This window comes from Rothia sp. QJM3NY_36, from assembly GCF_056173115.1.
In genome coordinates this window covers 662,954-680,167 of record NZ_CM149658.1, presented here as the reverse complement: position 1 = coordinate 680,167, position 17,214 = coordinate 662,954, and the positions used below count along the sequence as shown (strand labels likewise).

Sequence of the window (17,214 nt, the reverse complement as noted above, 5' to 3'; positions counted from 1 at the left end):
ACGGCGGCGCCCGAGCGAGCGCGAAGCCCCCCGGCGCAGGAGCCCAGCTCCCGCGCCGGGGGCTTCGCGCGTGAGCAGCGCGGACCGCCCTCAGCCCTGGTGCTTCCACACCCGCACGTAATCCAGCTCCATGGACTGCCCGGAGGCCGTGGCGGCGGTGGGCCGTCCCCAGTAGGAGTTGCCCACCTGGAAGCTGATCCGCAGGTTCAGCTTCTTCCCGGCAGGGAAGGCGGCGCGGTACGCGGCGGTGCCGGAGGGCACGTCGAGGATCTTCTCCCCGTTGAAGAATCCGCGCACCCCGGCGGGGGTCTTCTCCACGGCCCAGGTGTTCCACCGGCTGTAGATGTCGGTGCCGCTGGGGCTCCACCCGTGCAGGGACCCGGTGCGGCGCTGGTTGAAGTGCACCGTGGTCTCCGCGCGGCTGGTGGGGTCGAACTTCGTCTTCGCCTGGGAGGATTTGGAGCCGTAGGTCTCGACGATGTCCACCTCCCCCGGCACGGACCCGTCATCCGGGCGCAGCCACACGGCGGCCCACAGCCCCACGCTGCGGTTCGGGGCGGCCGGCATCTTGGCCCGGACCTCCCAGCGCCCGTGCTCCAGGGAGAACTTCCCCAGCGTGTTCACCTCGGCCCCGGACCACTCCCGGCGTCGTCCGTCCGAGGTGGTGACCGGGGAGGCCAGCTTCCTGGCGGTGAGCTTGAGCGCACCTGCCGCGACCGCGACGTTCGCCGCGGAGATGGTGCTCCAGTCGTGGCTGAGGTAGGTCCGGTCCCGGACGTTCCACCGGGATGAGCTCAGCGAGGACCCGGAGAAGTCGTCCTCGAAGACCGCGTTGCCCCACCCGGAGCGGTAGGTGCCGGCGGCCTCGGCCGGCGGGGCCCAGGCCGCGGAGCCCAGCAGGGCCGCGGCCACCCCCGCTCCCCCGTATCCGAGCGCGCGGCGTCGCGTGATGGCCTGATCCATGGGCATGTCCCCCTGATGCGATGATGGACGGTCAGGGGAAGAATCTTACCGGACCCGCGCCCGCAGGACCCGGGCACGGGGCGGGTCGGCGGGAGCTTCAGCCCCGGGAGTGGTACTGCTGCTGGGTGTCCGTGAGGCCGTGGACCATGAGGGAGACCACCGCATCCGCGGCATCCTCCACGAGCACCGGCAGCTGCTTGGCCTCCGCGGCGGTGAACGGCTTGAGCACGTAGTCCGCGGCGTCCATGCGCCCGGGCGGACGCCCCACCCCCACGCGCACGCGCAGGTACTCCTTGGTCCCCAGCGCCTTGGTGATGTCGCGCAGGCCGTTGTGCCCGCCCTCTCCCCCGCCGCGTTTGAGCCGGATCGCGTCGAAGGGGATGTCGATCTCGTCGTGCACGGCGATCACGTGCTCCGGGTCGATGCCGTAGAAGGAGGCCAGCCCCGCCGTCGGCCCGCCGGAGGTGTTCATGTACCCGGTGGATCGGGCCAGCACCACCCGCGGCCCGCCGATGCCGGCGCGGCCCTCCATGACCATCGCCCCGGCCTTGTGGCGCTTGAGCGTGCCGCCCATGCGCTCGGCGAGGTTCCCGATGACCATCTGCCCGACGTTGTGCCGGGTCCGCTCGTACTGCGTCCCGGGGTTGCCCAGGCCCATGACCAGCCACGTCTGGCTCATCTGCTCTCGCACTCCTCACTGGCTGCGCCCCGCTGCGCGGCGGCGCTCCTGCCTGACCGATGCCGGCACGACGACGGCCCGCCGCCGTTCCGCGGCCCCGCGAGCGGGGCGTGCGCGGATCCGGGCGACGGGCCGGCCTCGCGTGCGGGCGCCGGAAGCGGCGCCCGCGAGGGGGGCTACTCCTCCTCGGAGCCCTCCGAGGCCTCGGAATCCTCGGACTCCTCGCCCTCCTCCTCGGTCTCCGGCTCCTCGCCCAGGTCCTGCTCGACCTCGGCGGAGACGTTGACGACGATCAGCTCCGGGTCGGAGACCAGGGTGACGTCCTCGGGCAGCAGCACGTCCGCGGCGGTGACGTGCTCGCCGTCCTGGCGGTCGGTGACGTCCACCAGCAGCTCCTCGGGCACGTCCAGGGCGTCCACGTCCAGCAGCAGCACGGACTCGGACTGGGTGGAGATGTTGCCGGGGGCCACCTCGCCCTCGACGACCACGGGGACCTCCACCTCCACGCGCTCGCCGCGGCGCACGGTCAGCAGGTCCACGTGGTAGATCTCCGGGCGGATCGCGTGGCGCTGCACGTCCTTGATCAGGGTCAGGTGGTTGGTGCCGTCCACGTCCACGGACAGCACGGCGTTGGGGTTGCGGGCGGCGAGCATGGTCTCGTGCCCGGGCAGGGCGATGTGGACGGGCTCGGCCCCGTGGCCGTAGATGACGGCGGGGATCTTGCCGGCCTTGCGCAGGCGGCGGGCGTAGCCCTTGCCGAAGTCGTCGCGGGCTTCGGCGGAGATCTTGATGCGGTCTGCCATGTCGGTGACCACCTTTCCGGTCGGTTCGTTGCTTCAGTGCGTGCGCCAAGTCCCCCGTTGGCCACCCGTGCGGGCGGGCGGGGCGAGACCGGCGCGCTCGCACACGTCAGCGCGGGAAGCGCAGCTCGTGCGTGAGCCGACCAGCCTTCGTCGATCACGGCGTCACCGTCGGATGACGCCCTCGCCTTGGCATGCAGACCCACAGCCTACCGCCCGCGGACCCGCGCGGCAATGCCGAGGCCCAAGGGCCCGGCCACCGCACCCCGCCGCGTCGACCCTCGCGCACGCCGCACCAATCCCCGCGTCGGGCCCTCCCCACGGTTTAGGAGCCGTCCGGTGTTTCGGGAGCACTGCGAGCACTCCCAAGACACCGGACGGCTCCCGAACCCGCCGGGACCGGCGAGGAGGGGCCAGCCAGCCAAGTACGCGTCTAAGGCCTGCTTGTCACGACCGACGGGGGAGAGCGGCCGATGCTGTTCAGCGGTAGTCCGTCAGCTCCACCTCCAGCCGATCATCTTGGAGGATTCTCGGCAGGTGCTTGAGCTGCAGCGGGTGATAGATCTTGCCCAGGACATCCGTCCAGGAGACCGGGTACCCTACCACCTCGCCCCGGATCCCGCCGGGGAACTCGGCCAGCTGATCGGCGAAGTAGTCCAGACGCCGCTCGATCTCCCGGAGCCATTCAGCGGTGAAGTCGGTGTGCGAGCGCGTGATCAGAGCACCACTGGACACCAAACGACTGTAGTGCTTCCGAATGTCATGGCCCAGGCGCCCGGGAAGTCGGGCCGGGTCATTCACGTGCTGGTCGGGATAGCCGATGATCCAGCGGTCCGGGTGCTCTTCGAGTGCGTCGAAGGATCCGTTCCAATCATGCAGCGCTCGTTTGATGTCGCAGTACCCACCCCCGTAATGGTGCAGAAGATAGGCCCGCAGATAATCCGACCGGTGGACCAGCGACAGCTGGTCGTAGGCGGGATGTCGCGGGTGATCCGGGAGCAGCCAGTCGTCGGGGTTCTCGGGGCGAACGAGATGGACGGGCCCCCCCGACGATCTCCTGTGTCGCCTGTAGGTTGCGGCTGCGGGCGGGGGTCAGGTCATTCTCACCAGTCCAGACCATGAACACCTGACGCGGGAGCTGAGAGGGCTCCTTCTGCGGCGGAGCGGGCCGCACCAGAAAGCTGCGCCGGTAGAGGGAAGGATCGAAGGAATACGGGGAGATGTGGGACCGGACGGGATTGATGACGTCGGCGACCCGATTCCTCGTCCTCTTCGAGAGCGCTCTGCCGTGCTTCTCCGCGAGAAATCCCCAGTGTTTGACCTGGCGAGCGCCATGCATCGCGGTGTCCTTGAAACTGCTCATGCGGATTCCACCTCTCGTCCCGCCAGGTACGCGGCCAGGGCCTCGCGGTGATCCCGCGGGCGGAAGCCGGTCTGCTCGAGCTTCGTCAGATCCAGCAGGGAGTTGGCCGGGCGCGGGGCGGCGTCGGGCTTGTCCACGAAGTACTCGGCGGTGGTGGTCGCCGAGACCCGGGCCGGGTCGTGGCCGGTGAGCTCGTAGACGGACGCCGCCAGCTCGGCCCACGTGGTGTCCGGCCCCTCGTTGCTCAGGTGGTAGATCCCCGGGGCGGCATTCTGCTCCTGCAGGTGCAGGATCCCCGCGGCCAGGTCCTCGGTGAAGGTGGGTCGCCCGTGCTGGTCCCCCACCACCGCGGGGTCCACGCCGCGCTCGGCGAGGGAGGCCATGGTGCGCACGAAGTTCCTCCCCTCCCCGATCACCCACGAGGTCCGCACGATGTGGTGCTGCGGCACCGCGGCCACCGCGGCCTCCCCCGCGGCCTTGGACTGCCCGTAGACCCCCAGCGGGGCGACGGCGTCATCCGGGGTGTAGGCCTGCCCGACGGGGCGGGCCCCGTCGAAGACGTAGTCGGTGGACACGTGCACCAGCGGCAGTCTGTGCTCGACGGCCACCGCGGCCAGGGCGGCCACCCCGGTGGCGTTGGCCGCCCAGGCCTCCCGGCGCCCCTCGGGGGTTTGGGCCGCGTCCACCGCGGTGTGCGCGGCGGCGTTGACGATGGCGCGGTAGGAGCGCCAGCGGAAGGAGGTGCGCCAGGACTCCGGGCGCGCCAGGTCCAGCTCCTCGCGGCCGACGGCCCGGTGCGGGATGCCGCGCTCGCGGCACTGGCGCACCAGCTCCCGGCCCAGCTGCCCGGTGGCCCCGGTGATCAGCAGCGGGGCGGGGGCCACGGGCTCCACCTCGGCCAGCCGGGGGTGGTTCCGATCCTTCTCGGACAGCTCCGCCTCGGCCAGGGGAACGGGCCACTCGATGCCGGCGGTCTCATCGGCGAGGTTGAGGAAGGCGTACTCCTCCTGGGCGTCGGCGGACCAGTGGTCATTGACCAGGTAGGCGTACGCCGTGTCATCGACGAGGGTCTGGAAGGCGTTGCCCACCCCGCGTGGCACGAACACCGCGCGGGCTGGATCCAGGCGGGTGGTGAAGACCCGGCCGAAGCTCTCCCCGGCGCGCAGATCCACCCACGCCCCGAAGATCTCCCCGGTGGCCACGGAGACGTACTTGTCCCACGGCTCGGCGTGGATGCCGCGGGTCGTTCCCCGGGCGGCGTTGAAGGAGATGTTGTTCTGCACGGGCCCGAAGTCCGGCAGCCCGGCGGCGGTCATCTTCTCCCGCTGCCAGTTCTCCTTGAACCAGCCGCGGTTGTCTCCGTGCACGGGCAGGTCCACGACGAGCAGCCCGGGGATGGGGGTGGTGGTGATGCTCAGCTCGGCCATGCTCACTGCCCCGCTTCCGCGTACTTGGCCTCCACCTGCCGCTTGAGCGGCTCCCACCAGTCCCGGTGCTCGTCGTACCAGGCGATGGTCTCGGCCAGGCCGGCCTCGAAGTCGCGGAAGCGGGGCTGCCAGCCGAGCTCCTCGCGCAGCGCGCTGCCGTCGATGGCGTAGCGCAGGTCGTGCCCGGGGCGGTCGCGCACGTGGTCGAAGTCATCCTCGGCCCGACCCATCAGCCGCAGGATCGCGCGCAGCACGGTGAGGTTGTCCCGCTCCCCGTCCGCGCCGATCAGGTAGGTGCGCCCGATGCGGCCGCGCTCCAGGATCGCCAGCACCGCGGAGGAGTGGTCCTCGGCGTGGATCCAGTCCCGCACGTTGCGCCCGTCGCCGTAGAGCTTGGGGCGGATCCCGGCCAGGATGTTGGTGATCTGGCGGGGGATGAACTTCTCGATGTGCTGGTAGGGCCCGTAGTTGTTGGAGCAGTTGCTCAGGGTCGCCTCGATGCCGAAGGAGCGCACCCAGGCGCGCACCAGCAGGTCCGAGCCGGCCTTGGTCGAGGAGTACGGGGAGGAGGGGTTGTACGGCGTGGTCTCGGTGAACTTGGCCGGGTCATCCAGGGCGAGGTCGCCGAAGACCTCGTCGGTGGAGATGTGGTGGTAGCGGGTCCCGGTGCGCCGCACCGCCTCGAGCAGGGTGAAGGTGCCCACCAGGTTGGTGTGCACGAAGGGCGCGGGATCCGCCAGGGAGTTGTCGTTGTGGGATTCCGCGGCGTAGTGCACGACGGCGTCGGCCTCGGCCACGAGGTCTCCGACGACGTCGGCATCGGCCACGTCCCCGCGCACCAGGCGCACCCGATCCTCGGGCAGCCCGGCCAGGGAGTCCTCGTTGGCCGCGTACGTCATCTTGTCCAGCACCGTGACATCGTGCTCCGTGCGCTCCACCAGGTGGTGGACGAAGTTGGAGCCGATGAACCCGGCGCCGCCGGTCACCAGAATTCTCGCCATGCCGGCCATCCTAGGTGAGCCGAGCTCCGGGGCGCCCGTGTCACAATGACTCCCATGAAGGGCATCATCCTCGCCGGGGGGACGGGAAGCCGCCTGCACCCGATCACCCTGGGCATCTCCAAGCAGCTGACCCCGGTCTACGACAAGCCGATGATCTACTACCCGCTGTCCACGCTCATGCTGGCCGGGATCAGGGACATCCTGGTGATCACCACCCCGCAGGACGCGGATCAGTTCCGCCGCCTGCTCGGGGACGGCTCGGCCTTCGGCGTCGAGCTGTCCTACGCGGTGCAGGAGTCCCCGGACGGGCTGGCGCAGGCCTTCCTGCTCGGGGAGGAGCACATCGGGCAGGACTCGGTGGCGCTGGTGCTGGGCGACAACATCTTCTACGGCCCCGGCCTGGGCACGCAGCTGCGCAAGTACCAGGAGGTGGACGGCGCGGCGGTGTTCGGGTACCGGGTCTCGGATCCCAGCGCCTACGGCGTCGTGGAGTTCGATGAGGATTTCCGCGCCGTGTCCATCGAGGAGAAGCCGGAGCATCCGCGCAGCCACTACGCGATCCCGGGGCTGTACTTCTACGACAACGACGTGATCGAGCACGCCCGGAACCTGCGCCCCTCGGCCCGGGGGGAGCTGGAGATCACGGATCTGAACCGGATCTACCTGGAGCAGGGGAAGCTGCGGGTGGAGGTGCTGCCGCGCGGCACGGCGTGGCTGGACACGGGGACCTTCGATTCTCTGGCGGATGCCACGAGCTTCATCCGCACCGTGCAGGCCCGGCAGGGCCTGTCCATCGGCTGCCCGGAGGAGATCGCCTGGCGCACCGGGCTGATCGACGACGCCGGGCTGCGGGCCCGCGCCGAACCACTGGTCAAGAGCGGCTACGGCCGGTACCTGCTGAACCTGCTGGAGGAGTGAGGCCCCCGAAGCCATCAACCCGCGGAGTCCCCGTCGTCGGTCTCTGCGCCGCTTCCGCGGCCGCGGGAGCGGCGCGCCTCCCGGCGGGCCAGCAGGGACCAGAACGCCAGCCCCGCGCCCACCCCGAGGATCCCCCCGAGGGAGTTGAAGCAGGCGTCCACCGGGTCGAACTTCCGGCCCGGCAGGAACAGCAGCTGGGTCAGCTCCACCGAGCAGGCCAGCGCCACGGCCGCCAGGCACCACAGGGCGGGGCGGATCCGCGGCAGGAGCAGCTGGGCCCCGCAGAACACGGGGACGAACACCAGGGCGTTCAGGGTCTGCTCCACGTCCTCCGGGCTGATGGCGCGCCGCAGCGCGGGCGTGGGGGTCAGCCACAGCCAGATATCCAGCAGGATCCGGCGGATCTGGCTGCCGTCGGGCCACAGCAGCAGGACGCCCACCACCAGGACCACCGGGATCAGCACCCAGATCGCCGCGCGGCGCACCCGACGCCGCGTCGTCGCGCTGGTGCGTCGGGCCGGGTGGATTACACCGCGCCGGATCACCGTTCCCTCCGAGGCCGGATGGTACCCTCGAGGCATCGCGACGGGCGGGCACCCGAGCCGTCAGGGCCTCGCCGTGCCCTGAGGGCCTCACCCAGCAGAGGGGGCCGACCGCGCCGATCGTCTGTGTCGTTTCTCAAGGGGACCCCATGACTTTGCTCGACTTCCTGCGCCTGACCAGGGCGAACCTGAAATACCTCATCATCTTCACCGTAGCCGGGGCGCTGCTGGGCCTCGGCGTCGCCGCCCTGCAGCCCAAGGTCTACTCTGCCACCTCCAGCGGATACGTCACCGCCGGCGGCGGCTCCGCCGTCGGGGACATCCTCTCCGGGGACTCCGCGGCGCAGGCGAAGGCCTCCGCATACCTGCCGCTGGTCACCAGCGGCCCGGTCGCGAAGAAGATCGCCGAGAACAACTCCGTGGGCATCGACGAGTCCGCGATCCCCTCGCACCTGAGCGCCTCCGTCGAGCCGAACTCCACCCTCATCAAGGTCACCGCCACCGCCTCCTCCCCGCAGGACGCGGCCACGCTGGCCAACAACGCCCTGCAGGCCACCGCGGACTACGTCTCGGACCTGGAGGGCCGGGAGTCCGCGGTGAAGGTCACCCCGCTGGATGATGCCCAGGCCCCGGACGGACCCGTCTCCCCCAGCTACCGCAACTACCTGCTGATCGGCGCCGCCGTGGGCCTGGTCCTGGCCTACCTGATCGCCTTCCTGCGCAAGTTCGCCGACGTGCGGGTGCGCACCACCGATGACCTGGAGAACGCCACCGAGGCGGGGACCCTGGGCATCCTGCCGAAGTCCTCGGCCTTGGATGAGAACACCTTCCTGAGCGACCGCGCGGATCACCAGTCGGAGGAGGCGCTGCGCCAGCTGCGCACCAACCTGCGCTTCGTCTCGGTGGATGCCCCGCCGCGCTCGATCATCGTCTCCAGCCCCAACCCGGGCGAGGGCAAGTCCACGGTCTCCGCCTCCCTGGCCCACGCCTTCGCGAAGGCCGGTCAGCCGACGATCCTCATCGACGCGGACCTGCGCCGCCCCACCCAGGCGAAGATCTTCGGCCTGGACGACGCCGTCGGGCTCTCCCAGGTGCTCTCCGGACAGGTCGGCCCGGAGGAGGCCATCCAGCGGATCGGGGACACCGAGCTGTACGTGCTGCCGGCCGGTCGCATCCCCCCGAACCCCTCGGAGCTGCTGGGCTCGTCCAAGATGCAGCGGCTGATCCAGGAGATGTCCCAGGAGTACCTGGTAATCATCGACGTCCCGCCGCTGCTGCCGGTCACGGACGGCTCTCTGCTCTCGGCCAATGTGGACGGGGCCATCCTAGTCAGCGTCTGCGGGCGCACCCGCAAGGATCAGGCGCAGGCCGCCGCGCAGGCGCTGGGCCGGGTCAACGGGCACCTGCTGGGCACCGTGATGAATATGACCCCGGAGAAGGGTCTGGGCTCGCACTACTACGGCTTCGGCTACGGCGGCTACCGCAGCGGCTACCAGGCCTACTACGGCCAGGACGGCGAGGGATCCGGCTCCGGGTCCTCCCCCGCCGCCGGCGGCAAGCACGGGGCGAAGGGACGCGGGCGCCGGGCCCGCACCTCTCACAGCAGCTGATCCTTCGAGGCGGCCCCTCCCCTTCCCCGGGGTCGGGGCCGCCTCGCGGCATCGGGGCACTTCGACGCAGCGGCGGAGCCACCGGGAAGGAGGCAGGGGATGCACGGACTGGAACTGGGCGATCGCATCCGCCTGGCCCACGCCGCCCTGCAGGCCACCGCCGACGGCGTCGGCGCCGATGTGCTGCACATCAAGGGCTACGCGAGCATGCCGGGGCTGTACCGGGTGGATCGGGTCAGCACGGACGCGGACGTGCTGGTGCGCCCGGAGCACCTGCAGCGCTTCCTCGGTGCGCTGCGCGAGCAGGGCTGGGAGGTGGTGGCCCACTTCGACTCCGGCTCGGCCTTCCAGCACGCCATGACCCTGCGCCATCCCTGGTGGGGCCCGGCCGACATCCACCGGCACTTCCCCGGGATCCTGCGGGACCCCTCCGCGGCCTTCGAGCTGCTGTGGTCCAGCCACGAGCGGGTCCCCATCGCCCACCTGCCCTGCGCGGTGCCGCAGGTGCTGGACCAGATCCTGGTGCTGCTGATCCACGCCGGGCGCGACGGCGTGCGCGGGCGCCACGACGTGCACCACCTGATGCGCATCCTCAGCGCCGAGGACGTCGCGATCCTGCGCTCGCGCGCTGAGGCGCTGGAGTGCACGCTGGCCCTGGCCACCGCCCTGGGCGAGCTGGAGAGCTTCCGCGGGCACCGGGACTATCTCCTGTGGAAGGTGATCTCCCAGGGCGGGTCCCGGCTGCAGGAGTGGGAGGCGCGCTTCCGGGCGGCCCGCTCCCTCGGGGATCGACTGCGCGTGCTGCGCTCCATGGTGCACGTGAACCGGGATCACCTGGCCATGCGCCTGGGCCACGAGCCCTCGGAGCAGGAGCTGCGCGCGGAGGCCGCCCGGCGTCGACGGCGGGCCCTCCGGGAGCTCGGGGCCGCCGCCGCGCGCCGGGTGCGCGGGGTGTCTGCTGTCGCCCGGGGATGGATCGGGAGGCGCCGGTGAGCACCGAGCACGCATCAGAGGAAGTGCCCCTGCCGCCCTTCCGGGTCAGTCCCCGAACCGCCTGGGTGGACAGCCGGGCGCAGGCGCAGCTGTGCTACGTCGCCCGGCCCCCGGAGGTCGGTCCGCAGACGCTCACCGGGCCCGGGCGGGCGCTGTGGCTGTCCTGGGCGGACGGCGAGCCCTTCGACGCCGGGGTGCGCCGTCTGGCCCGCGAGTACGGCGCCCCGGTCCAGACGGTGGCCGCCGACGCCGAGGCGCTGGCCCGCCAGCTGCTGGACCTGGGTCTGCTGGAACCGCTCGGGGAACCCGAGATGCCGGGCCGGGACTGACCCCGCCCGGCACGTCCGGAGATCCCGGGCCGGGCGGTCCTCAGTCGGAGAGCATGCCCCGGCGGCGCAGCTGCTCCCGCAGCTGCTCCTCGAAGCGCTCGAGCCCGAAGGGGCGGGCGTGCTCCCGGATCCGCTCGGCGTCGTAGTCCCGCGGGTCCAGGGCCTGCACGGCCTCCCGGATGGCCGGGGCGGTGGGCTCGTCGATGAACGCGCCGGTCACCCCCTCGCGCAGGGTGTCCAGGAATCCTCCGGCCCGCAGGGCGATCACGGGCTTGCCGTAGGCCCCGGCTTCCAGCGGGGTGATCCCGAAGTCCTCGTAGGAGACCGCGAGCACCGCGCGGGCCCGGGAGTAGGCCCAGCGCATCTGGGCGTCGGTGAGCCCGCGGGCCACCCGCACGTTGGGCGGCGCCTGGGTGCGCAGGGGCTGGTACAGCGGCCCCGCTCCGATGACCAGGAGGTTGTGCTCCGGCAGGTCCCGGAAGGCCTCCACGGCGTGCTGCACGTTCTTGTACGGCAGCAGGCGGGAGACGATGACGAAGAACTCCCCGGTCCCGCCGTCGGCACGCGCGGTCCCGTCCCACGGGACCTCGTCGATGGGCTCGACGGGGGCCTGCACGTCCACGCTGTGCGGCGGGAAGAGCACCGGAGCTTCGAATCCGTAGACCCGGCGGATGCGATCGCGGACCACGCTGGAGTTGGCGAGGTAGTCGCCCTCGTGGCGGTGTGCGGCCTTCTGGTCCCAGCGGCGCAGGAAGGGCAGCATCGCGGCGAGCACCCAGGACATGGGACCCTTCCCCGCGCGGTCCCCGAGGTACTGGTCGCTGAGGTAGATCCACCGAGCGGGGCTGTGGCAGTAGACCAGGCGGTCCCCGTCGAATCGGAACCCGTGGGCCCATCCGGTCGTGGAGACGATGCTCAGCCGGGCGGGGACCCGCAGCAGCGAGGAGGCCAGCGGCAGCAGGGGCAGGGCCATGCGGTGGTGCCGGCGCAGGAAGCCGATCCGATTCAGCGGGGACGTGATGATGTGGGCGTCCCGGAACTCGGGGAAGGTCCCCTCCGGGTCGTACAGCGTGGTGTGGATGGGGGCGTCGGGGAAGATCCGGTGCAGGGCCAGCACCACCCGCTCCGCTCCTCCGCGCTGGGTGAGGTAGTCGTGGGCGATCGCGATCTCGTGGCGGGGAGTGCGGTGAGAGGATGCGGGGCGGGGGCGGATCAGACGGCGGAGGGCGTTCGTGGGGGAGGCGAACATGTCTCTCAGAAGGTTCGTCGGGCTCTGTCAGGGTGGCGTTCACCGGCGTGGCCTGCCGCTTCCACGCACAGCGCCACCAGCTTACGGCCCAGACCTTCCGGAATGCGGGGCAGAATCCGGTCTACGCCCCCGGCGATCCTCTCCAGGCGGGTTTCGGTGAGCACGGCGGCGAGTCCGCGCACGGCAGCACCCCAGAGACCCACGGGGCGCCGCTGCGGTCCAAGGGCCTCCTGCCCGTGCTTGGCCAGGAACAGCTCCCGCGCGGCCCCCGAGTGCAGGGCCCGGCGGGCGCGGGAGGCGGTGGTGGTGGCGGCGACGTGGTGCGGGGTCAGCAGCCCGGGCTCGATGCGCACGCTCGCCCCGGCCTGCACGAGCCGCCAGCCCATGTCGACGTCCTCCCAGCCGTACCGCCGGTAGTCCCGGTCGTATCCGCCGGCCAGGTCATGCGCACGTCGGGTCACCGAGCAGTTGCCCGCCCAGTAGCGCCATTGGCGCCCGGCCGGCGTCGCCTCGGCGTCCTGCCTGAAGCGGGTGTTCATCGGGCGCCCGTACACCCGCGCATACGGGGTCTCCGGGTACCTGTTGTCGTACAGGCCGATGACCCCGGAGAGGCCGTCCGGGTCCGGATGCGCCTCGAGATGGCGCTGCACATACTCGGCTCCCGGTTCCAGGTCGTCATCGCAGCGGATGAGGATGTCCCCGCGGGCGGCGTCGAACCCCGCGTTCAGCGCGGCCGAGCGCCCCCGGTTCTCCGGGAAGACGATGCTGCGCAGCCGGGTCATGCCCTCGCGGCGGTAGGTCTCCAGCAGGCCGGCGGTGTCGTCCACGTCCCCGTCCACGACGACGATCACCTCGAAGTCGTCGATGCTCTGCCGCTGGAGCGCATCCAGGGGGTGGTGCAGGCGGTCGCGGCCGCCGCGGGTCGGGATGATGACGGAAGCGCGCACGGCAACGTCGGCGGTAGGCTCGTGCTCGGTCATGGGCGTCCTTCCTGGGCGGGCGGAACGGGGTCCTGGCCGCGCCGGATGCGGTCCAGCACCTCGGCCACTCGTGCCCGGCCGGCTTCCGGTGAGTACAGCCTCCGCCACCTCGAGTGGGCGGCGTCGGTGATGCGCCGGACCCGGGCGGGGTCCTCGCGCAGAGTGCGCAGGGCCGAGCGCAGCACGGCGGCCAGGTCCTCGGCGTTACCCGCGCGGGCGATCCACGGGTGCTCCGGGCCGAGCAGCTCCGGGAGGGCGCCGTCATCGGAGACGACCAGCGGCACCCCGGCGCTCATCGCCTCGGCGGCGGTCAGCCCGAAGACCTCGGAACACTCGGAGGCGACCACCAGGAGATCCACCTGCTCGAGGAACCGCTCCGGCACGACGCGGCCGCAGCGCACGACCAGCTCCGCTGGGACCCGACCGATGGCCCGTTCGACGACCGCCACCTCATCCTCGGGGATGTGCCCGTGATCGCCGGCCAGCCAGAGCTCGAGTGATCCTCCTGCGGAAGGGTTCCCGGCGAGCTCCCGGACGGCCTGAGCCAGCGTTGCGACCCCCTTCATGGGGGAGATCCGCCCGAGGAAGCCGACGCGCACGGGCTCGCTGGGAGGCGCAGGACGGCCGGTGATGCTGATCACCGGAGTCCAGTTGGGAAATCCGCGGGTCCCGCGGACCGCGGCCGCGCCGTAGTACGAGGGGATCAGGCTCACGGAACCGCCGATCCGCAGCGCGGCCGCGAAGACCCGGTTGCTCCCGGTCGGCACCTGGTGCAGGTGGGTGATCCTGCGGCGGTGCCCGATCAGCGCGAAGGAGGGCACCAAGCCGTTGCACCAGATCCACGCGTCGCGGTGTCGGGCGGCCCACCGGGCCAGCTGCAGCATGTAGGCGGGTCGGGAGTCGGCGGCCAGGCGCACGACGTCGTATCCCTCGGCATCCGCGCGGCGGCAGACCTCGTCCGGGGTGCGCGGGGCGATCACGGAGACCTCCCAGCCTTCCTCCCTCGCGGCGCGCGCGATGGCGAAGAGCATGACCTCACCGCCGGAGATGTCCCCGTTGTTGGTGGCCAGGTAGAGACGGGTCATGACCCGGTTCCGCTCCGAGCGCCGAGGCGGCGCTTCAGCAGCCCGCCGAGAGGGCCGTAGACGATGCAGCCGTAGACGCGGCCCCATGCGGCCACGACCCGGCCCGCGTCGGTTCGGTCCACACTGCGGGTCCGCAGGGCGGCGCCGAGCACCCCGACGGAGACCCCCACGGCGTCCTTCAGGGTTCCGCCGACCGTGTAGCGCCGCGCGTCATAGGCCGGAAAACGACGGGCCATGAGCACGCGGCCCTGACCGAGTCGGAACCGCTTGCGGATGCTCGCGGAGTTTCCCGATACCGTGAAGTCCACGGCGGCGTCCGGAACGCTCAGGAGGGGGAATCCCGCTTCCTGGACCCGCCAGGAGAAGACCACATCCTCGAAGCCATAGGTGGGAAGCGTCTGGTCGAAGCCCCCGACAGCATCGCAGGCCGCGCGGGTCACGGCCATGCATGCCCCTCCGACGTGCGAAAGATACGGTGTCTGCACCACACCGAGGGCGCTCGCACCGGTCTCGGAGTCCCCCGGATGATGCGGATGCATGCTCCCCCCGGCGAGGGCCTCCCGGTCCCGCAGCGCGTCCCCGAACGCCTGGATCCAGCCATCCCGGATGGCGTCATCCGCATCGCAGAAGGCCAGCACGCGACCGCGAGCGCGGCGGATCCCCGCATTGCGCGCGGCCGGAATGCCGGGGACCGACCCGCCGTCCACGATCTGCACGGGGAACCTCTCGGCGTCGTGCTCTTCTGCGGCCCAGTGCCGGATGAGCTCGGCTGTCCCGTCGGTGGAGCCGTTGTCCACGATGACGAGCTCGAAGGGGTGCGTGCTGCGCTGGGCCTCCACGGCGGCCAGCTGACGGCCGAGCGTGTCCGCCCCGTTGCGGACGCAGATGATCACCGACACCAGGGGCGTCATCGGGCCTCTCTCCTCGCGACGATCCGCGGTGCAGCGCTGGTCGTGGACATGGCCGGTTCCGAGGCACCACCTCGCGCCGACAATGCGACGAAGATCGCGAGGCCGAGCACCACCGCCCACGCATTCGTGTAGAAGACCTCCCCCAGGCGCCACGCGCACACGAGCAGCGCGACGGCCGCCCCCTGGGCGATCCGCCCCGCGAGGGGGTCTGCCACGGAGATCGAGCTGAACGGCCGGACGCCCACGAGCACGGTCACCGCGACGATGAAGATCAGCCAGGGCCAGCCGCCCTCCACGAACGCGGACCAGTAGGAGTTGTGGAAGAACCATGCCTTCTCCTCCGTGCCGCCGGAGGAATCCAGGAGGTGCACCACGGCTTCGCCGAGCCCGCGGCCGAAGAAGCCCGTGGTCTGGACCTTCGCCCACGACGCGTCATCGATCCGGTCCCGCAGGGCATCGCTGCCCACGCGATCGGAGAACACGCCGACCTGCGAGAAGTCCTCATTGAGCAGGTTGACTCCCCAGTAGATCACCAGCCCCAGCACGAGCTTCCAGAACACGGACAGCCGGGGCGCCAGCAGGATCCACAGGGCCCCGGCCGCGAAGGCCGCCAGAGAGGTGCGCGAGCCGGTCAGCCACAGCGGCACCGCGGCCGCCAGCAGCCACAGCAGCCGCGCCGGGAGGGTGCGGAACAGCATCAGGCCGAGCAGCCCGAAGATCGCGTAGGCCAGACCGGACTGGTTCTTGTCCCCGATGAATCCGGTGAGGTACCCGCCGTAGTCGTTGGAGGCCAGCCCCGCGTAGAAGGCCGGGATGTTCAGCGCCAACCCGGTGAGATAGCCGATCACCGCGGAGCGGATGTGGATCCGCCCGGAGGCGATGAACCACAGCATCGCCGTCACCACGGTCATGCGGAAGAGCCGGCGCTTCCAGTCCTCGGCATCCGCGGACTGATCCGCCAGCGCGGAGACCAGCCCCACGTAGACCAGCATCAGTGCGTTCAGGACCACCAGCCAGCGGTACTCGCCCAGGGCCACCGCCGGACGACGGCACAGACCGTAGAGGACGACGACGATGGGCATGAACTGGTGGGTGTCCAGGCCGACCCCGGGCACGTGGAAGGGCAGCACCATCACCAGGAACAGGAAGAACTCCACCAGGCGCAGCCGCCCCGCCTCATCGCGCACCCGGTCACGGGTGCGCTCGTACCAGACGGAGCCGGAGCCGGCGGGCCGGACCGTCGTCGTGCTCATCGTGCTCTCCTCCCAGTCCCAGGGGTCCGGACCTCGTCATAGGCCGCGGCGATGCCCGCGCACATCTGCGCGGCGTCCCACCCGCCCGTCGCAGGCCCGGGCCCGGCTTCCGCGGTCATCAGCTTCCGCGCGATCGTCTCCGGCTCCGGGGAGCCCACCAGGCGCCCCACGGGCAGGACCTCGGCGTTGCCGCCGACGTCCGTGGCCACCACGGGCAGCCCCACGGCCGCCGCATCCAGCAGCGCATAGGACAGATTCTCCCAGGCCGACAGCTGCGCCAGCACATCGGCCCGGCCCATCGCCGCGATCGGATCCGCGAAGCCGACGAAGCGCACGGCCTCCGCCACGCCCAGCGTCCGGGCGCGGTCCTCCAGCTGCGAGCGCAGCGGCCCCTCCCCCGCGACCTCCAGAGTGGCTTCCGGGACCTGCTCGCGCACCCGCGCGAAGGCCTCCAGCAGGACGTCGAGGTTCTTCTCCGGGGCCAGCCGAGACAGGCTGAGCACCCGCAGGACCCCCGGGGCACCGGGCATCCGGGCGGCGTCGAAGCGCCGTCGCAGGGTCGGGGCGTCCACCCCGTTGCGCACCACGCGCACCCCGCGAGCTCCCCACTTGGCGGCCATGACCTCGGCCGTGGAGGCGCTGACCGCGAGCTTCACGTCCGTGACCCGCAGCCGCATCCCGTGCACCAGGTTCATCACCCGGGCGCGCAGCGTCGAGGACTGGTAGACGGAGTCCTCCGGGGCGATCCCGTGCTCGGTGGTGGCCAGCACCGGGCCCCGACGTCGCAGCCCCGGCAGCCGGGAGAGTCCCAGAGCCGCCGCGGCGACGACGTCGGCGAAGGCCAGGTGCGTGTGCACCACCGCCGGGCGCAGGGCGCGCACCGTGGCGCGCAGGGTCCGCACCGACGCCGCGAGCCCGGCGCCGGTGCCGAAGGCCCCGGTGACCACGGCGGAACCCTGCCCGCGCAGGGCCTCGGCCAGCGCCCCCTCCGGGCACAGCACCACGATGCGATATCCGGGGATGCCCTGTCGCGCGGCGTCGAGCACGTGGCGGGCCACGCCCCCGATCTCGGGGACGGGGACGCACCACAGCGCGATCGGAGCGTTCTGCT

At 71.6% G+C, this 17,214-nt stretch carries 17 protein-coding genes; 4 read left to right on the top strand and 13 right to left on the bottom strand.

The features are described 5' to 3' along the window. Positions 1-90 precede the first annotated feature (90 nt). From AC0VXQ_RS02940 to rfbB, 6 genes are all read right to left on the bottom strand, one after another. On the bottom strand, positions 91-969 hold the full coding sequence (locus AC0VXQ_RS02940; RefSeq protein WP_081046148.1) for a glycoside hydrolase family 16 protein: 879 nt from the start codon (positions 967-969) through the stop codon (positions 91-93). 91 nt (positions 970-1,060) lie between these two features. Next, entirely contained in the window at positions 1,061-1,642 is a 582-nt protein-coding gene (pth, locus tag AC0VXQ_RS02935; protein WP_055684354.1) for an aminoacyl-tRNA hydrolase, read from the bottom strand. 176 nt (positions 1,643-1,818) lie between these two features. After that, complete coding sequence (locus AC0VXQ_RS02930; RefSeq protein ID WP_055684353.1) at positions 1,819-2,445, bottom strand: 50S ribosomal protein L25/general stress protein Ctc; 627 nt, start codon at positions 2,443-2,445, stop codon at positions 1,819-1,821. 477 nt (positions 2,446-2,922) lie between these two features. After that, the gene (locus tag AC0VXQ_RS02925) at positions 2,923-3,177 is read right to left on the bottom strand and encodes a hypothetical protein (protein WP_129357855.1); all 255 of its coding nucleotides are present in this window, start codon (positions 3,175-3,177) and stop codon (positions 2,923-2,925) included. A gap of 624 nt (positions 3,178-3,801) precedes the next feature. Continuing rightward, the gene (gene rfbD / locus AC0VXQ_RS02920; protein WP_129357897.1) at positions 3,802-5,232 is read right to left on the bottom strand and encodes a dTDP-4-dehydrorhamnose reductase; all 1,431 of its coding nucleotides are present in this window, start codon (positions 5,230-5,232) and stop codon (positions 3,802-3,804) included. Positions 5,233-5,234: 2 nt separating this feature from the next. Continuing rightward, entirely contained in the window at positions 5,235-6,233 is a 999-nt protein-coding gene (gene rfbB, locus AC0VXQ_RS02915; protein ID WP_058730631.1) for a dTDP-glucose 4,6-dehydratase, read from the bottom strand. Positions 6,234-6,287: 54 nt separating this feature from the next. Here rfbB and rfbA point away from each other — a divergent pair, with 54 nt between their 5' ends. Continuing rightward, positions 6,288-7,151, top strand: a complete 864-nt coding sequence (rfbA, locus tag AC0VXQ_RS02910; RefSeq protein WP_129357854.1) for a glucose-1-phosphate thymidylyltransferase RfbA — start codon at positions 6,288-6,290, stop codon at positions 7,149-7,151. A gap of 14 nt (positions 7,152-7,165) precedes the next feature. Here the strand turns inward: rfbA and AC0VXQ_RS02905 are convergent, their stop codons facing one another. Beyond that, on the bottom strand, positions 7,166-7,696 hold the full coding sequence (locus AC0VXQ_RS02905) for a VanZ family protein (RefSeq protein ID WP_165869995.1): 531 nt from the start codon (positions 7,694-7,696) through the stop codon (positions 7,166-7,168). A 146-nt stretch (positions 7,697-7,842) separates the two neighbouring features. Here AC0VXQ_RS02905 and AC0VXQ_RS02900 point away from each other — a divergent pair, with 146 nt between their 5' ends. From AC0VXQ_RS02900 to AC0VXQ_RS02890, 3 genes are all read left to right on the top strand, one after another. Continuing rightward, complete coding sequence (locus AC0VXQ_RS02900; RefSeq protein ID WP_061225276.1) at positions 7,843-9,303, top strand: tyrosine-protein kinase domain-containing protein; 1,461 nt, start codon at positions 7,843-7,845, stop codon at positions 9,301-9,303. A 99-nt stretch (positions 9,304-9,402) separates the two neighbouring features. Further along, a complete protein-coding gene (locus AC0VXQ_RS02895) occupies positions 9,403-10,296 on the top strand; it encodes a nucleotidyltransferase family protein (protein WP_129357852.1) in 894 nt (297 codons plus the stop codon). Beyond that, a complete protein-coding gene (locus AC0VXQ_RS02890; RefSeq protein WP_129357851.1) occupies positions 10,293-10,625 on the top strand; it encodes a PqqD family peptide modification chaperone in 333 nt (110 codons plus the stop codon). The genes AC0VXQ_RS02895 and AC0VXQ_RS02890 overlap by 4 nt, the downstream gene beginning before the upstream one ends. Positions 10,626-10,665: 40 nt before the next feature. On the opposite strand, the gene AC0VXQ_RS02885 is transcribed toward AC0VXQ_RS02890, so the two are convergent. The 6 genes from AC0VXQ_RS02885 to AC0VXQ_RS02860 are packed head-to-tail and all read right to left on the bottom strand — an operon-like array spanning position 10,666 to position 17,161. Then, a complete protein-coding gene (locus tag AC0VXQ_RS02885; RefSeq protein ID WP_100464267.1) occupies positions 10,666-11,874 on the bottom strand; it encodes a glycosyltransferase in 1,209 nt (402 codons plus the stop codon). Between the two features lie 5 nt (positions 11,875-11,879). Then, the gene (locus tag AC0VXQ_RS02880) at positions 11,880-12,854 is read right to left on the bottom strand and encodes a glycosyltransferase family 2 protein (RefSeq protein ID WP_196826251.1); all 975 of its coding nucleotides are present in this window, start codon (positions 12,852-12,854) and stop codon (positions 11,880-11,882) included. Further along, complete coding sequence (locus AC0VXQ_RS02875; RefSeq protein WP_058730636.1) at positions 12,851-13,939, bottom strand: glycosyltransferase family 4 protein; 1,089 nt, start codon at positions 13,937-13,939, stop codon at positions 12,851-12,853. The genes AC0VXQ_RS02880 and AC0VXQ_RS02875 overlap by 4 nt, the downstream gene beginning before the upstream one ends. Then, complete coding sequence (locus tag AC0VXQ_RS02870; protein ID WP_475529077.1) at positions 13,936-14,850, bottom strand: glycosyltransferase family 2 protein; 915 nt, start codon at positions 14,848-14,850, stop codon at positions 13,936-13,938. Before AC0VXQ_RS02870 ends, AC0VXQ_RS02875 begins: the two co-directional genes overlap by 4 nt. Beyond that, positions 14,847-16,103: a hypothetical protein gene (locus AC0VXQ_RS02865; protein ID WP_165869994.1), complete on the bottom strand. Its 1,257-nt coding sequence runs from the start codon at positions 16,101-16,103 to the stop codon at positions 14,847-14,849. The genes AC0VXQ_RS02870 and AC0VXQ_RS02865 overlap by 4 nt, the downstream gene beginning before the upstream one ends. Beyond that, positions 16,100-17,161 carry a glycosyltransferase family 4 protein gene (locus tag AC0VXQ_RS02860; protein ID WP_232238420.1) on the bottom strand — a complete coding sequence of 354 codons (1,062 nt, stop codon included), beginning with the start codon at positions 17,159-17,161 and terminating at the stop codon, positions 16,100-16,102. The genes AC0VXQ_RS02865 and AC0VXQ_RS02860 overlap by 4 nt, the downstream gene beginning before the upstream one ends. Between the last annotated feature and the right edge of the window lie 53 nt (positions 17,162-17,214).

Bases quoted from the DNA above. Each gene is read 5' to 3' on its own strand.
- rfbA (WP_129357854.1), top strand. From the start codon at position 6,288: ATGAAGGGCATCATCCTCGCCGGGGGGACGGGAAGCCGCCTGCACCCG.
- AC0VXQ_RS02870 (WP_475529077.1), bottom strand. From the start codon at position 14,850: ATGACGCCCCTGGTGTCGGTGATCATCTGCGTCCGCAACGGGGCGGAC.
- AC0VXQ_RS02940 (WP_081046148.1), bottom strand. From the start codon at position 969: ATGCCCATGGATCAGGCCATCACGCGACGCCGCGCGCTCGGATACGGG.
- AC0VXQ_RS02880 (WP_196826251.1), bottom strand. From the start codon at position 12,854: ATGACCGAGCACGAGCCTACCGCCGACGTTGCCGTGCGCGCTTCCGTC.
- AC0VXQ_RS02930 (WP_055684353.1), bottom strand. From the start codon at position 2,445: ATGGCAGACCGCATCAAGATCTCCGCCGAAGCCCGCGACGACTTCGGC.
- AC0VXQ_RS02895 (WP_129357852.1), top strand. From the start codon at position 9,403: ATGCACGGACTGGAACTGGGCGATCGCATCCGCCTGGCCCACGCCGCC.
- AC0VXQ_RS02885 (WP_100464267.1), bottom strand. From the start codon at position 11,874: ATGTTCGCCTCCCCCACGAACGCCCTCCGCCGTCTGATCCGCCCCCGC.
- rfbB (WP_058730631.1), bottom strand. From the start codon at position 6,233: ATGGCGAGAATTCTGGTGACCGGCGGCGCCGGGTTCATCGGCTCCAAC.
- AC0VXQ_RS02865 (WP_165869994.1), bottom strand. From the start codon at position 16,103: ATGAGCACGACGACGGTCCGGCCCGCCGGCTCCGGCTCCGTCTGGTAC.
- AC0VXQ_RS02900 (WP_061225276.1), top strand. From the start codon at position 7,843: ATGACTTTGCTCGACTTCCTGCGCCTGACCAGGGCGAACCTGAAATAC.
- rfbD (WP_129357897.1), bottom strand. From the start codon at position 5,232: ATGGCCGAGCTGAGCATCACCACCACCCCCATCCCCGGGCTGCTCGTC.
- pth (WP_055684354.1), bottom strand. From the start codon at position 1,642: ATGAGCCAGACGTGGCTGGTCATGGGCCTGGGCAACCCCGGGACGCAG.
- AC0VXQ_RS02875 (WP_058730636.1), bottom strand. From the start codon at position 13,939: ATGACCCGTCTCTACCTGGCCACCAACAACGGGGACATCTCCGGCGGT.